This window comes from Kitasatospora sp. NPDC023120, assembly GCF_055560835.1.
In genome coordinates this window covers 393,642-408,163 of the sequence record NZ_JBVHHY010000001.1, presented here as the reverse complement: position 1 = coordinate 408,163, position 14,522 = coordinate 393,642, and the positions used below count along the sequence as shown (strand labels likewise).

Below are 14,522 nucleotides of genomic sequence, written 5' to 3'. Positions count from 1 at the left end.
GGCCCGTACCCGGGCGGTCCGGGCGGCGCTGCCGGGGGCACCGCAGGAGGAACCGAAGGAGGCACGACGGGCATCGCGGCCGTGGGGGGCGGCGGCGCGAGCGGCCGCCCACAGGAGCCGCAGGCCGACGCCCCCTCCGCCGACGTCGCGCCGCAGGACGCGCAGTTGGCCATGACCCGGTCTCCCCCCGCTCGACGAGTCCCCGGGCCGCCCCAGGGAGCCCGTTTATCCCATCGGACTCAAACGGATGTCAACCGCGAAACGCGGCAGGCGGATCGGCCCCGGGACCGACCGGGAACCGGCCTCAGCCCCGCTTCTTCGGCACCTCCGGGACGGGCAGCAGCGGCAGCCGCAGCGCGCCGAACGCGCCCTGCGGCACGGCCGGCCGCACCGGCGCCACCGGGGTGATCCGCCGGTACGCCTCGTCCTGCGCCGGGCGCGGGTCCGCCTCGCCCTTGTTCGGCCACATCGACATGGCGCGCTCGGCCTGCGCGGTGATGGTGAGCGAGGGGTTGACGCCGAGGTTGGCGGAGACGGCCGCGCCGTCCACCACGCTGATCCCCGGGTACCCGTACAGCCGGTGGTACGGGTCGACCACGCCGGTCTCGGGGGCGTCGCCGATCGGGCAGCCGCCGAGGAAGTGCGCGGTCATCGGGATGTCGAAGATCTCGCCGACGGTACTGCCCGCGAAGCCGTTGATCTCGGCGGCCAGCGCCTGGGCGCCCTGCTCGGCGGCCGGGATCCAGGTCGGGTTGGGGGCTCCGTGGCCCTGGCTGGAGGTGAGCCGGTCCTTGCCGAGCGGGCCCTTCTTCAGCGAGACGGTGATCGAGTTGTCCAGCGACTGCATCACCAGGCCGATGATCGTCTTCTCGGACCAGCCGCGCTGGTTCATCGAGCGGGCGAAGGTCACCGGGTGGAGCACCGAGTTGCCCAGGTAGCGCAGCCAGCGCGGACCGCGTCCGCCGCCCTTGACCTGGGCGATCGACAGCGCGCCCATCGCGTTGGAGCCCTTGCCGTAGCGGACCGGCTCGATGTGGGTGTTGGCGTCCGGGTGGATCGAGGAGGTGATCGCGACGCCCTTGGTGAAGTCCGCCTTGGCGCCGTAGCGCCGGTCGGTGGTCTGCGCGCCCACCAGGGCCTCGGAGTTGGTGCGGGTCAGCTCACCGAGCCGCTCGGAGATCCGGGGCAGGTGCCCGCCCGCGCGCATCCGGTGCAGCAGCGACTGGGTGCCGTAGGTCCCGGCCGCGACGACGACCCGGGCGGCGGTGATGGTCCGCGCCCCCGCCTTCACCCGGTCCGTCTTCGAGCGCGAGTCGGTGCGGCGCACGTCCACCGCGAAGCCGCGGCTCCCGTCGGCGCCACCGATCTCACGGATCCGGGCCACCGTGGTGAGCGGGTGGATCTCCGCGCCGCCCTGCTCGGCCAGGTACAGGTAGTTCTCGGTGAGCATGTTCTTGGCGCCGTGCCGGCAGCCGGTCATGCACTCACCGCACTCCACGCAGGCCTTGCGGGCCGGGCCGGCCCCGCCGAAGTACGGGTCGGCGACCTCCTCGCCGGGCGCCGCCTTGGCAGTGCCGTCGGTGTCCTTGCCGTCGCCGAAGAACACCCCGACCGGCGCCATGTGGAAGGTGTCGCCGACGCCCATCCGCTCGGCGGCCGCCTTGAGGTGGACGTCGGAGGGGGTGACGGTCGGGTTGAGCCGGACCCCGAGCATCCGCTGCGCCTGGTCGTAGAACGGCGCCAGCTCCTCCTGCCAGTCGGTGATGTGGCGCCACTGGCGGTCCTCGAAGAAGGCCTTGGGCGGCACGTACAGGGTATTGGCGTAGTTCAGCGAGCCGCCGCCGACCCCGGCACCGGCCAGGATCAGCACATTGGCCAGCAGGTGGATCCGCTGGATGCCGTACAGCCCGAGCTGCGGCGCCCACAGGTAGTTCGGCAGGTCCCAGGAGTTCCTGGGCAGTTCGTCCCGGTCGAAGCGCCGCCCGGCCTCCAGGACGGCGACCCGGTAGCCCTTCTCGGTCAGCCGCAGCGCCGCGACCGAGCCGCCGAAGCCGGACCCGACCACGACCACGTCGTAGTCGAACTCCGCCGCACCGCCGGACTCCACCATCTGCCACCGCTCCTTCGCCGGGATGAACATGCCTGTGGGAACCACGAGTCGGGCCCCGCACCTTGTCGGGGCCCCTGTGCCGCCGGGGCCTACCGGAAGCGCAGCGCCCTGAGCGCGCGCAGTCCGCCGGTCATCACGGCGGCGAACTGCTTGTCGTCCAGGCCGAACGAGGGCGCGATCGGCAGCAGCCGCTGGGTCGCGATGGTCTGCGCCTCGGTGAAGCGCAGGATGCCCTCGGCGCCGTGCCGGCGGCCCAGCCCGGAGTCGCCCATGCCGCCCATCGGGGAGGCGACCGAGCCGTAGGCCGCCGCGTAGGCCTCGTTGACGTTGACCGTCCCGGTGCGCAGCCGGGCCGCGACCGCCCGGCCGCGCCGCAGGTCCTTGGTCCAGACGCTGGAGTTCAGGCCGTACGGCGTGGAGTTGGCGGCGGCCACCGCCTCCTCCTCGGTGTCGAAGCGGTAGACGGAGACGACCGGGCCGAAGGTCTCCTCGGCGCAGACCGCCATGTCCGGGGTGACGCCGTCGAGGATGGTCGGCTCGAAGAAGAACGGGCCGAGGTCCGGCCGGGCGCGGCCGCCGGCCAGCACGGTGGCACCCGCCTTGACCGCCTCCTCCACGTGCCGGGTGGTGGTCTCCAGCTGGCGGACGGAGACCAGCGAGCCCATGTCCGCGCCGTACGCGAGGCCGCCGCCGAGGCGCAGCGCCCGGGTCCGGGCGGCGAAGCGCTCCAGGAACCCGTCGGCCACCGAGCGGTGCACCAGCAGCCGCTCGATCGAGATGCACAGCTGCCCGGCGGACGAGAAGCAGGCCCGTACGGCGCCCGCGGCGGCGGCGTCGAGGTCGGCGTCGGAGAGCACCAGCATGGCGTTCTTGCCGCCGAGCTCGAGCGAGGCGCCGACGAGTCGGGCCGCGGCGCGCTGGGCGACGTCGCGGCCGGTGCGGGTGGAGCCGGTGAAGGAGACGTAGTCGGCGTGCTCCACCACGGCGGGGCCGATCACCGGGCCGTCGCCGATCACGACCTGCCACAGGTCGGCGGGCAGCCCGGCCTCGACCAGCAGCTCGCGGGCCCACAGGGCGGTCAGCGCGGTCTGGGTGTCGGGCTTGTTGACCACCGCGTTGCCGGCCGCGAAGGCGGGCAGGGCGTCGCCGACGGACAGCTCCAGCGGGTAGTTCCAGGGCGAGATGTGGCCGATCACGCCCTTGGGGCGGCGGGCCTCGACGGCGTGGGTGAGCACCGGCAGCGCGCCGCCGCGCCGCTTGTCCTTGAGGTAGGTGGGCGCGGTCCGCCCGTAGTGCCGGGCGGCCATGGCGACGGCCAGCACTTCCTCGAAGGCGTGCAGCCGGGCCTTGCCGGTCTCCGCCTGGATGAGGTCCAGCACCTCGTCCTGCCGTTTGAGCAGCAGGTCGTGGAAGCGCAGCAGGACGGCGGCGCGGCGGCGCACCGGCAGCGCGGCCCAGGCCGACTGGGCGCGGCGGGCCAGCTGGAAGGCGACCTCGACGTCGGCGGGGGTGGACTGCGGCAGACTCGCCAGCCGCTCACCGGTCAGCGGGGCGACGGTCTCCACCAGGTCGGGCTCACCGGTCGCGGTGACGCCGGCGGCCAGCCGGGCGACCAGGGACGGCGGGACGGCCGTCGCGACGGTCCGACCGCCGCCGGGGGCCGCCGGGTTGCCGGCGCCGGGGTGTTCGGTGGCCACTGCATCTGCTGTGAGGTCCGACATACGGCGCAGCCTAGGCCTTCGGCGGCCGGTCCGGTACCCGTCGGTAACAAGAATCTGCCGCAGTCGGGCGAAAGCGGGCGACCCGACCGTCCGTACGCCCCGGCCCGCGCGCCGCCCGTCAGCGGGTCGGCGTGAAGTAGTGGAGCACCGCGTTGAAGCGCTGCTCGGCCTCGTTCCACTCGTTGCCCCGTTCCGGGCTGGACGAGTAGATCGCGTAGCTGGTGCCGTCGTCGTCGATGAACTCGGCCTCGATCGCCCGCCGCCGGCCGCCGCCCTGCGCGGCGTAGCTGAACTCCCAGACCGCCGCCTCGTGGCCGTTCACCGCGACGCTGGTCATCTTGTGCTGCTTGTAGTCCTTCAGGGACTTGGAGACGTTGCCCTCCATCTGCCGCATGTGCTCCAGCGGCTTGACCGACTGCCCGACGGTGACGGCGAACTGCAGGTAGTGCGTCTTGTTGTCGGGGCTGTAGTAGATCTGGTTGTCGGACGTGGCGCTGCGCTGCCAGGCCGGGGTGCCCGAGGGCAGCGGGAAGCGGAAGCCGGCCGGATCGTCGACCCACTGGTAGCCGCTGGGCGGCGCCGCAGCGGGGCTGGCGTCGTTGGTGGGCTCCGGCGCGGACGACTCGACCGGTGCGGTGGGCGTCGGCTCGTCGGGGCCGCCGCCGTCCACCACGAGCCGGGTGACCAGGAAGGTCCCCGCGGCCGCCAGCAGACCGACCGCCACCGCGATGGCGACGATCTTGGCGGTGCTGCGGCGCTTGGCCGGCCCGCGCGCGGGCGTGACGGGGTGCGCCACCGGTGCGACCGGCGCGGTGTGCGCCTGCGCTGCGGCCTGCGCTCCCCCCACGGTCTCCTGAACGGCAGGAGCGGTGGCAGCCGCCCGCGGCTCGGTCGGCCCCTCGGAGCCCTCGACCACCGCCTGCCCGGCCCGTGCCGAGCCCTCGCTGCGGTCCACCACCGGCACCGACTGGGTGGGCGTCCGCACCGGCGTGACCGACTTGAAGCCCATGGTGTGCCCGGCCTGCACCTCGGCCAGCATCCGGGCCACCTCGTCCGCGGTCGGCCGATCGGCCGGGTCCTTGGCCATCAGCGCGGCCAGCACCGGCCCCAGCGGCCCGGCCCGGCGGGACTCCGGCAGCGGCTCGTCGACGACCGCGGCCAGCGTGGTGATCGGCGAGTCCCGGCGGAACGGCGACTGGCCCTCGACCGCCGCGTACAGCGTCGCCCCGAGGCCCCACAGGTCGGAGGCCGGGCCGGGCCGCTCGCCCTGGGCGCGCTCCGGCGCCAGGTAGTCCGGCGAGCCGACCAGGTCGCCCGGCCGGGTCAGCTCGGTCGAGCCCTCGTACTTCGCGATGCCGAAGTCCAGCAGCACCACCCGCCCGGTGCCGCGCTCCAGCAGCACGTTGGCGGGCTTGACGTCGCGGTGCAGCACGCCCAGCTGGTGGCCGCGGTGCAGCGCGGCGAGCACCTGGCTGCCGACCTCGGCGGCGGCGCGCGGCTGCAGGGTGCCGTCCTGGCTGATCACGTCGGCCAGCGAGCGGCCGTCGACCAGCTCCATCACGATCCACGGCCGGCCGTCCTGCTCCAGCACGTCGTGCACGGTGATCACGCCGGGGTGCTTGATCCGCGCGGCCGCGCTGGCCTCGCGCTTCATCCGGGCGTGCAGGATCTGCAGGTCCTCCTCGGGCAGGTGGTTGACGGTCAGCTCCTTGACCGCGACCTCGCGGTCGAGCATCCGGTCCCAGGCCCGCCAGACGGTGCCCATGCCGCCCCGGCCGAGCCGCTCACCGAGCTCGTACCGCCCGGCCAGCAACCGCTCCGCCTCGGCCGCCTCCGGCCGGTCCTGCACACCCATCTGCGACCGCTCCCCCACACGTTCCGCCTGCCGTCACCGCGACGGAGGGCCTGGTGCAGACCACTGTTCGAACAAATCCCACGCACACATTAGGCGTACCTCGCGGCCCTCGGTAATCACGCCCACCCCCCGGACCGGCGGTGCGTGACCCGACCGGGCCGTCAGCCTGCGAACAGCACCACCGCGACCATTCCCAAGGCCAGCAGGACAAAGACTCCCCCCACCAGCAACGGCCCCAATAGGGAGGGGGGTATCCGCGGCGGTTTCGTCCCGCCACCGCCGCCCTCACCCGCCCCGGCTTTCCCGAAATCCCCGGCCTTTGCGCCGCGCCGCGGCACCAGCGGCGCCTCCGGCTTCAGCGTCACGGCCCGCGCCGCCCGCTCCTCGTCCACCGGCTCCGGCGCACCCGCCAGCAGCTCCGCCAGCTCCCGGCCCACCGCCTCCGCGGTCGGCCGCAGCACCGGATCCGGCTGCAGCAGCCGCTCGACCAGCGGCCCCAGCGGCCCGCAGACCGCCGAGTGCTCGCGTCGCCCGTCCCGTACGGCCGTCACCAGCTCCGGCACGCCGCCCTCCGGGTACGGCGGGCGGCCGGTGACCAGCCGGTGCACCAGGACCCCGAGCGCCCAGCAGTCGCCCGCCGGGCCGCCGTCCAGCGGCCAGCGCTCCGCCACCGGGCCGACCAGGGTGGCCCGCACGTCGTACCGGCGCCGCCCGCCCGGCCCGCCGAGCTCCTCGGCCAGCCCCTCCTCCGCCACCCCGGCGAGCAGCCCGCCGAGCATCGCCGCACCGTCCTCGCAGACCAGCACCGACCCGGCGGTCAGGTTGCCGTGGCTGAGTCCGGCCCCGTGCAGCGCGCGCAGCGCACCCGCCAGGTCCGCCGCCAGCTCGGCCGCCCGGTACGGCGGCACCGGCCCGTCGACCAGCAGCTCGGCCGCCGTCAGCCCGGCCGGCCGCTCCTCCACCGTCCACAGCAGCTCGCCCTCGACGAAGGCCCCGACCCCGCGCAGCAGCCGCGGATGCGCGGCCGGCGCGGCCGAGCCGACCGCCGCCACCCGCCGCACCAGCCGCTCCGCCTGGGCGGGCACCACGTCCTCCGGGTCCTGACCGGCGGCCAGCAGCGCGGGCAGCTCCAGGGCGCGCAGCAGCACCGCCTCGCCGGTCCGCTCGTCCACCGCGTGGGCGCGCAAAGGTTCCGAACGGTCCGTCAGCCGGTACCGTCCCGCCAGCAGTTGCCCGGGGCCGCCTCGCATGCCAGTTCCTCTCGCTCACCGAGCAGCCTACTGAGCGGCTCCTTTACGCTCGGTCCCATGGAATGGACCGATCTGATCGACACCGCCTTCACGGTGGCGGGGAACAGCAACAAAGCCAACCAGGCGGAGGCCGTCCGCACGGTCGAAGCATCCGTCATCGCCGGCGAGAAGCCCGTCGCCTCCACCGCCGGGCGCCACCCCGACCACTTCCGCAAGGGCGTGCTCGTACTGACCACCCACCGGCTGCTCTTCCTGAAGGACGGGAAGCCGCCGGTACCGGTTCCGCTCAACGCCGTCACCGACGCCACCGTGGCCCGCAGCAAGATCAACGGCGAGGTGCTGACGGTCGTCGCCCTCACCGGCTCGCACCGCTTCGAGGAGGTCGTCAAGGCCGAGGTCTTCGCCGAGCAGATACGGGAGTCCGCCCGGCTCGCCCGCGCCGCCCAGACGCCGCAGCCGCCGGCCGCACCGGACACCAACGAGCAACTCATCGGCCAGCTCGAGCGGTTGGCCGCCCTGCACGCCTCCGGCGCGCTCACCCAGGACGAGTTCACCCGGGCCAAGCAGCGCCTGATCGGCTGATCCCTACGGCGCGGGCTGGAAGCTGTTGAAGACGACGTCCCGGACCGGGGCCTGCGCGGCCCACTCCGCGTCCGGGACGATCCAGTAGATCGAGTAGCCGTACTTGGCCGGAGTCCCGGTCACGAAGCCCCGGTTGAGCGAGTGCATCCTGGGCTGACCGTTGGTCCACTCCCAGTCCGCCGCGTTGGTCCACTGCCGGTAGGTGATCGCCGACAGGTTCACCCGCTGGTAGTTGGTCACCTGCCCGCGCAGGCTGGGCTCGGACTCCTGCCAGTCGGCGACGGCGCTCTCGCCCGGCGAGGTCGTCCACTCGATCCGCAGCTGGCTGCCGGTGGCGTTCTTGAAGATCCGTCGGTTGGCATCCGACCCGGCCGGCTGCAGCCAGTCCGGCAGGACGACCGAGAAGCCGCTCGGATCCTTGTACTCCCGGTACCCCGCCGGCACCGCACCCGGCGCCGGCTGTACCGGCGTCTGGACGGGCGCCGGCTGTACCGGCGTCTGGACGGGCGCCGGAGCCGCCGGCGGCGTCGTGGCAGCCGGCACGGCCGCATCGGCGCCCGGCGTCCCGGTCGCCGTCGCAGCAGGCGCAGGCGCGGGCTCCGTCACCGGCGCCGCCGCACTCTGACTCGGCGTGGCCTCCGTGGTCGCCGCCACCGGCGAGGTCGCCCCCGCACTGTGCCCGGACGTACCCTTCGCGCTGCCGTTCCCACCCCCGAAGGCCTGGAGCACCGCGACCACTCCCGCGATCAGCACCAGCACCACGACCACCGTGGCGATAGCCAGCCGTCGCCGACCGGTCCGCGGGTCGGCCCCCGCCGCCTGCGTCGCGCCCATCGTCCACTCGCTGGTCACCGGCCGGATCGGCTCGGGCACCGGCTCCGCCGCAGCCGCGGCGGCGGGCTCCGCCACAGCGGCCGCGGGCGGCTCCTCGTCCCGGGCCCGGCTACCCACCCGGACCGTTCCCAGCAGCCCGCCGACCGCCCGCTTCCGCCCCTCCTCGGGTGCGGGCTCCGCGCCGCTCTTCGACTCGGGCTTCTCCACCGGCATCGCGTGCTCGGTGGTCGACTCGGCCTTCACGGTCGCCTCCGCGACCACCCGCTTGAGCATCGACCGGGTCTGCGAGGCGTCCAGCCGCTCGGCCGGGTCCTTCTCCAGCAGCCCCTCGATCACCGGCAGCAGCGGCCCGGCGTTCACCGGCGTGACCAGGTCCTCGGTCATCACCGCGGTCAGGGTGGCCAGCGCCGAGCCCCGGTCGTACGGCGGCCGGCCCTCGACCATCGCGTACAGCGTGCCGCCCAGCGACCACAGGTCGGCCGGCGGCCCGGGCTTCTGCCCGCGCGCCCGCTCCGGGGATATGTACGAGGGCGCGCCGACCAGCATCCCGGTGGAGGTGACCGACGCGTCGCCCTCCACACTCGCGATGCCGAAGTCGGTCAGCACGACCCGGCCGTCCTCACCGATCAGCACATTGGACGGCTTGACGTCGCGGTGCAGGATGCCCAGCGCGTGCGCCGCACTCAGCACGCCCAGCACGTCGAGCGCGATCTCGGCGGCCCGACCGGGCGCGAGCGGCCCGTCCTCGCGGATGACGTCGGCCAGCGAGCGGGACTCGACCAGCTCCATGACGATCCACGGCCGGTCGTCCTCGTCAACCACGTCGAAGACGGTGACCGCCGAGTTGTGCCGGATCCGGGCGGTCGCCTTGGCCTCGCGCAGCGTCCGGACGATCAGCCGGTGCTTCTCCTCCTCCTCGACGCTGGCGTTCATCCGCAGTTCCTTGACCGCGACGGTCCGGCCCAACATCTCGTCCTCGGCGCGCCAGACGGTGCCCATGCCGCCGCGCCCGAGCACGCCGTTCAGGCGGTAGCGGCCGGCCAGGAGGCGGCCGGTGGAACCCTGCGCCTGGGTCATTCGGAACGTTCCCCCATGTGCTGCTGGCGGTCGTGGTGACGGCGCGTCGGACCGGCCGGGCCCGAACGCCCAAGCCTCCATCATCCCCTGTCCGGGGGGCTCACGACCACCCGCCCCCCGTCCCAACCCGGGACGAACCGGAACCGGTGCGGCGCTCCGTGCCCGATCTGTGATCGAAAACTCGCCAAGATCGGTCCGAATCACTGCTACCGTTCGGCAGCTCTTCGTCTTTTCCGGGGGGATTCGACGCCCATGACCGCACCCGCACCGGGCACTGACGGCCCATCCGCCCGGCCGCGCACCGCCCAGCACTACTCGGTCGCACCCGCCCCCACCTCCCCCGAAGGCTACGTCGCCCCCGGCATGCCCGGCGCCCCGGTGACCGGCTACGACCCCGTCGCCCCCACCCCGCGGACCACCCCCCGCCGCCGCGTCGCCCTCGCCGTCACCATCGCCGTCCTCGCCACGCTCCTCAGCGGCCTCGCCTACGGCTGCGCCCCCCTACGCGCCGCCGACAGCCTCGGCTGGCTCGCCATCGCCCCCGCCGGCCTGGTCGCCCTCCCCCTCGGCCGCCTCGGTGGCCAGAACCGACTCCTCCCACCCCTCGGCGCCCTCCTCGCAGCCGCCGCCCTCCTCCTCGGCCAGCTGACCCAACACCTCCGCCAGGCAGACGGCCCCGACCTCCTCCACAACACCCTGACCACCTGGCGCGCCGACCTCCGCCCCCTCGACGCCGCCTTCTACACCATCGCCCTCATCGGCGGCTTCCTCCTCACCCGCCGCACCGCCAACCACACCTGAGCCCCCACCACACCCCACCACCCCGCACCACCCCACCCGCATCCCCATCACCCCGCACCACCCGCACCACCGCCCCCCTCCCCTCCCCTCCGGCGAGAGGGACGCGCTGCGGGAGGGGGCGGCGCAGGGGGTGGTCCGGAGAGGGGCGTTGCGGGTGATTTTCAGACTGCCAACGACGCCCAACCCCCCACCCACAGCACCGGCAGTCGGAAAATCATCCAGCCCCTCGGAGCGACCACCCCCGGAGCCGCCCCCGGCACCCACCCTCCCGAAAGCCCCCCACCCCCCCGAAAGCCCCCCCCCACACAAAACCCGAAGGCCCCCACCCCAAAGGGGCAGAGGCCTCCGTCCACCACAACCCTCAGCGGTGATCAAGCGCCGGATTCACCGTCACCTCAACCCGCTGGAACTCCTTCAGCTCCGTGTACCCCGTGGTGGCCATCGCCCGCCGCAGCGCCCCGAACAGGTTCATGGTCCCGTCCGGCGTGTGCGAAGGACCGGTCAGGATCTCCTCGGTGGTGCCGACCGCACCGAGGTTCACCCGCTTGCCCCGCGGCAGCTCCTCGTGGACGGCCTCCATCCCCCAGTGGAACCCCTTGCCCGGGGCATCCGTCGCACGGGCCAGCGCCGCACCGATCATCACCGCGTCCGCACCACAGGCGACGGCCTTCGGGATGTCCCCGCTGTAGCCCACGCCACCGTCCGCGATCACGTGCACGTAGCGGCCGCCGGACTCGTCCATGTAGTCACGACGGGCAGCCGCCACGTCGGCCACGGCGGTGGCCATCGGCACCTGGATGCCGAGCACGTTCCGAGTGGTGTGGGCCGCACCGCCGCCGAACCCGACCAGCACGCCGGCCGCGCCGGTCCGCATCAGGTGCAGCGCCGCGGTGTACGTGGCGCACCCGCCGACGATCACCGGAACGTCCAGCTCGTAGATGAACTGCTTGAGGTTGAGCGGCTCGGCGGCGCTGGAGACGTGCTCGGCCGAGACGGTGGTGCCGCGGATGACGAAGACGTCGACGCCGGCGTCCACCACGGTCTTGGAGAACTCGGCGGTCCGCTGCGGCGAGAGCGCGGCGGCGGTGACGACGCCGGAGTCGCGGACCTCCTGGATCCGCTGCTTGATCAGCTCGGCGCGGATCGGCGCGGCGTAGATCTCCTGCAGCCGGCGGGTGGCGACGGCCTCGTCGGTGATCGAGGCGATCTCGTCGAGCAGCGGCTGCGGGTCCTCGTAGCGGGTCCAGAGGCCCTCGAGGTTCAGCACGCCCAGCCCGCCGAGGCGACCGATCGCGATGGCCTGCTGCGGCGAGACCACGCTGTCCATCGGGGCGGCCAGGAACGGCAGCTCGAAGCGGTAGGCGTCGATCTGCCAGGCGATCGAGACCTCCTTCGGGTCCCGGGTACGGCGGCTGGGGACGACGGCGATGTCGTCGAAGGCGTACGCCCGGCGGCCGCGCTTGCCTCGCCCGATCTCGATCTCAGTCACTTCGAGCCCTTCTGCTGTGTTGCTCATGCCCGCCGGGTCACCCCGGCCGCACCCCAGTATCCCGTACCGGACGGGGCACCGCCCCGACGGCCCGCTCCCCGGGCACGCGGAAGAGCCCGTCGCTGCGGTGCAGCGACGGGCCCTTCCGGGTTCAGCGCGTCAGCGGGCCGAGTAGTTCGGCGCCTCGACGGTCATCTGGATGTCGTGCGGGTGGCTCTCCTTGAGGCCCGCCGAGGTGATCCGGACGAAGCGGCCCTTGCTCTCCATCTCGGCGATGGTGGCGGCGCCGACGTAGCCCATGGTCTGCCGCAGGCCGCCGACCAGCTGGTGCAGCACGGCCGACAGCGGGCCGCGGTACTGCACCTGGCCTTCGATGCCCTCGGGGACGAGCTTGTCGTCCGAGGCCACCTCGGCCTGGAAGTAGCGGTCCTTGGAGTACGAGCGGCCCTGGCCGCGGGACTGCATGGCGCCCAGCGAGCCCATGCCGCGGTAGGACTTGAACTGCTTGCCGTTGATGAACAGCAGCTCGCCCGGGGACTCCTCGCAGCCGGCCAGCAGCGAGCCGAGCATGACGGTGTCGGCACCGGCGGCCAGCGCCTTGCCGATGTCGCCCGAGTACTGGAGGCCGCCGTCGCCGATGACCGGCACGCCGGCCGCCTGGCAGGCCTGGGCGGCCTCGTAGATGGCGGTGATCTGCGGGACGCCGATGCCGGCGACCACGCGGGTGGTGCAGATGGAGCCGGGGCCGACGCCGACCTTGACGCCGTCCACGCCGGCGTCGATCAGCGCCTGGGCACCGTCGCGGGTGGCGACGTTGCCGCCGACCACGTCGATCCCGACGGCCGACTTGATCTTCGCGATCCAGGCCAGCGCGTTGTGGCTGTGGCCGTGCGAGGTGTCCACCACCAGGAAGTCCACGCCGGCCTCGACCAGGGCCTGGGCCCGGTCGAACGCCTCGGCGCTGGCACCGACGGCGGCGCCGACCAGCAGCCGGCCCTCGGCGTCCTTGGCGGCGTTCGGGTACTGCTCGGCCTTGACGAAGTCCTTGACGGTGATGAGGCCCTTGATCCGGCCCTCGTCGTCGACCAGCGGCAGCTTCTCGATCTTGTGGCGGCGCAGCAGCGCCATCGCGTCGACACCGGAGATACCGACCTTGCCGGTGATCAGCGGCATCGGGGTCATGATCTCGCGGACCTGGCGGCTGCGGTCCGACTCGAAGGCCATGTCGCGGTTGGTGACGATGCCGAGCAGCTTGCCGGCCTCGTCGGCGATCGGCACGCCGGAGATGCGGAACTTGGCGCACAGCGCGTCGGCCTCGGCCAGCGTGGTGTCCGGGCCGACCGTGATCGGGTCGGTGACCATGCCGGACTCGGAGCGCTTCACCAGGTCGACCTGGTTGGCCTGGTCCTCGACCGACAGGTTGCGGTGCAGCACGCCGACGCCGCCCTGGCGCGCCATCGCGATGGCCATCCGCGACTCGGTGACCTTGTCCATCGCCGCGGAGAGCAGCGGGATGTTGACGCGGACGTTCCGGGAGACCCGCGAGGAGGTGTCGACCTCGTTCGGCAGCACCTCGGAGGCCCCGGGCAGCAGCAGGACGTCATCGAACGTGAGCCCGAGCATGGCGAACTTCTCGGGTACGCCTGCGGCGTTGTAAGACATTTGGGGGTACCTTCCGTGGCCGGCCTAATCCGCTCACGCCCTGAGGGTGGGGGCGCAGTCATCGCTCACTCGCGCAGACCACCGAAGCCGGGTGCAATGGGAGGATCCTCCAAGGGGACCCCGCGCGCACCCGTGAAACTTTGGCAACCCGCCCAGGCGCCGATACCCCATGGTACTGGCACCGCGAATGTGTCCTCGTGTGCCCTTGACAACAACCCCGCCCCGGCGCTCATTCCACCGCCGTCGACCACCCGCGAACCGCCCACGAACCACCGCGGGCTCGACGGGGCCGGGGTCAGGAAGACTCCTCCGCGAGCGCCCGCAGCCGGCTGAGCGCCCGGTGCTGGGCCACCCGGACGGCCCCCGGGGACATCCCGAGCACCTCGCCGGTCTCCTCCGCCGACAGCCCGGCGGCCACCCGCAGCAGCACCAGCTCGCGCTGACGGGCCGGCAGGTTGGACAGCAGCTCCTTGGCCCAGGCCGCGTCGCTGCTCAGCAGCGCCTGCTCCTCCGGGCCGAGCGCCTCGTCCGGCACCTCCGGCAGGTCGTCCTGCGGGACGACGGTCGAGCCGGGCCCGCGCATCGCGGCCCGTTGCAGATCGGCGATCTTGTGCGCGGCGATGCCGTACACGAAGGCCTCGAAGGGCCTCCCCTGGTCCTTGTACCGGGGCAGCGCGCAGAGCACCGCGACGCAGACCTCCTGCGCCACGTCGTCCACGTGGTGCCGGGCCCCGCCCGGCAGCCGGACCAGCTTGGCGCGGCAGTACCGCAGCGCCAGCGGGTGGACGTAGGCGAGCAGGGCGTCGATCGCCGGGCCCTCGCCGCGCACGGCGGCCGCGACCAGCTCGCCCACCAGCGGCGAGCCGCTCGAACCGATCACCGGCGGCCGGACCGGTCCGGCCACGGCCGCAGCGCCGCCGGAATCGGCGTACGACGGATCGTGGCCCGGGCCGGAGGGCTCGGCCTCCACCGGGTCCGCCTGGCCGGCCGCACCGGCGACGTCGTCGCGCATCGGTCCATGGTGCCTGGTCGAGCGGGAAAACGCGGCACCGCGTCCGGAGTTGTGCACCGGAACGTTATGCGCTGGCACACCACGGGGCGTACCGCGCACCACCGGCCCCTCCTGCACCGTGCCGCCTCC

Annotated in this window: 10 protein-coding genes; 2 read left to right on the top strand and 8 right to left on the bottom strand. The window is 73.6% G+C overall.

Annotated elements, in window-relative coordinates:
* Positions 1-304: 304 nt before the first annotated feature.
* The 4 genes from ACZ3TI_RS02015 to ACZ3TI_RS02000 form a co-directional block, all read right to left on the bottom strand.
* Entirely contained in the window at positions 305-2,140 is a 1,836-nt protein-coding gene (locus ACZ3TI_RS02015) for a GMC oxidoreductase (RefSeq protein ID WP_465722266.1), read from the bottom strand.
* Positions 2,141-2,199: 59 nt separating this feature from the next.
* A complete protein-coding gene (locus ACZ3TI_RS02010) occupies positions 2,200-3,831 on the bottom strand; it encodes a succinic semialdehyde dehydrogenase (RefSeq protein ID WP_465722264.1) in 1,632 nt (543 codons plus the stop codon).
* Positions 3,832-3,949: 118 nt separating this feature from the next.
* On the bottom strand, positions 3,950-5,686 hold the full coding sequence (locus ACZ3TI_RS02005; protein WP_465722262.1) for a serine/threonine-protein kinase: 1,737 nt from the start codon (positions 5,684-5,686) through the stop codon (positions 3,950-3,952).
* Positions 5,687-5,847: 161 nt separating this feature from the next.
* Entirely contained in the window at positions 5,848-6,936 is a 1,089-nt protein-coding gene (locus tag ACZ3TI_RS02000; protein WP_465722260.1) for a protein kinase family protein, read from the bottom strand.
* Positions 6,937-6,993: 57 nt separating this feature from the next.
* Between ACZ3TI_RS02000 and ACZ3TI_RS01995 the strand changes: the two genes are divergently transcribed.
* On the top strand, positions 6,994-7,518 hold the full coding sequence (locus tag ACZ3TI_RS01995) for an SHOCT domain-containing protein (protein ID WP_465722259.1): 525 nt from the start codon (positions 6,994-6,996) through the stop codon (positions 7,516-7,518).
* A 3-nt stretch (positions 7,519-7,521) separates the two neighbouring features.
* On the opposite strand, the gene ACZ3TI_RS01990 is transcribed toward ACZ3TI_RS01995, so the two are convergent.
* Positions 7,522-9,429: a serine/threonine-protein kinase gene (locus ACZ3TI_RS01990; RefSeq protein WP_465722257.1), complete on the bottom strand. Its 1,908-nt coding sequence runs from the start codon at positions 9,427-9,429 to the stop codon at positions 7,522-7,524.
* Positions 9,430-9,681: 252 nt separating this feature from the next.
* Here ACZ3TI_RS01990 and ACZ3TI_RS01985 point away from each other — a divergent pair, with 252 nt between their 5' ends.
* A complete protein-coding gene (locus tag ACZ3TI_RS01985; RefSeq protein WP_465722255.1) occupies positions 9,682-10,230 on the top strand; it encodes a hypothetical protein in 549 nt (182 codons plus the stop codon).
* A 361-nt stretch (positions 10,231-10,591) separates the two neighbouring features.
* Here the strand turns inward: ACZ3TI_RS01985 and ACZ3TI_RS01980 are convergent, their stop codons facing one another.
* From ACZ3TI_RS01980 to shbA, 3 genes are all read right to left on the bottom strand, one after another.
* Complete coding sequence (locus ACZ3TI_RS01980; protein ID WP_465722253.1) at positions 10,592-11,719, bottom strand: GuaB3 family IMP dehydrogenase-related protein; 1,128 nt, start codon at positions 11,717-11,719, stop codon at positions 10,592-10,594.
* Positions 11,720-11,878: 159 nt separating this feature from the next.
* Positions 11,879-13,381 (bottom strand): IMP dehydrogenase, encoded by a 1,503-nt coding sequence (guaB, locus tag ACZ3TI_RS01975; protein WP_465722251.1) that lies wholly within the window; start codon positions 13,379-13,381, stop codon positions 11,879-11,881.
* Positions 13,382-13,676: 295 nt separating this feature from the next.
* A complete protein-coding gene (shbA, locus tag ACZ3TI_RS01970) occupies positions 13,677-14,393 on the bottom strand; it encodes an RNA polymerase sigma factor ShbA (protein WP_465722249.1) in 717 nt (238 codons plus the stop codon).
* Positions 14,394-14,522: the final 129 nt, after the last annotated feature.

Excerpts from the sequence above, each read along its gene's own strand:
- ACZ3TI_RS02000 (WP_465722260.1), bottom strand. The coding sequence starts at position 6,936 with ATGCGAGGCGGCCCCGGGCAACTGCTGGCGGGACGGTACCGGCTGACG.
- shbA (WP_465722249.1), bottom strand. The coding sequence starts at position 14,393 with ATGCGCGACGACGTCGCCGGTGCGGCCGGCCAGGCGGACCCGGTGGAG.
- ACZ3TI_RS01990 (WP_465722257.1), bottom strand. The coding sequence starts at position 9,429 with ATGACCCAGGCGCAGGGTTCCACCGGCCGCCTCCTGGCCGGCCGCTAC.
- ACZ3TI_RS01985 (WP_465722255.1), top strand. The coding sequence starts at position 9,682 with ATGACCGCACCCGCACCGGGCACTGACGGCCCATCCGCCCGGCCGCGC.
- ACZ3TI_RS02015 (WP_465722266.1), bottom strand. The coding sequence starts at position 2,140 with ATGTTCATCCCGGCGAAGGAGCGGTGGCAGATGGTGGAGTCCGGCGGT.
- ACZ3TI_RS01995 (WP_465722259.1), top strand. The coding sequence starts at position 6,994 with ATGGAATGGACCGATCTGATCGACACCGCCTTCACGGTGGCGGGGAAC.
- guaB (WP_465722251.1), bottom strand. The coding sequence starts at position 13,381 with ATGTCTTACAACGCCGCAGGCGTACCCGAGAAGTTCGCCATGCTCGGG.
- ACZ3TI_RS02005 (WP_465722262.1), bottom strand. The coding sequence starts at position 5,686 with ATGGGTGTGCAGGACCGGCCGGAGGCGGCCGAGGCGGAGCGGTTGCTG.
- ACZ3TI_RS02010 (WP_465722264.1), bottom strand. The coding sequence starts at position 3,831 with ATGTCGGACCTCACAGCAGATGCAGTGGCCACCGAACACCCCGGCGCC.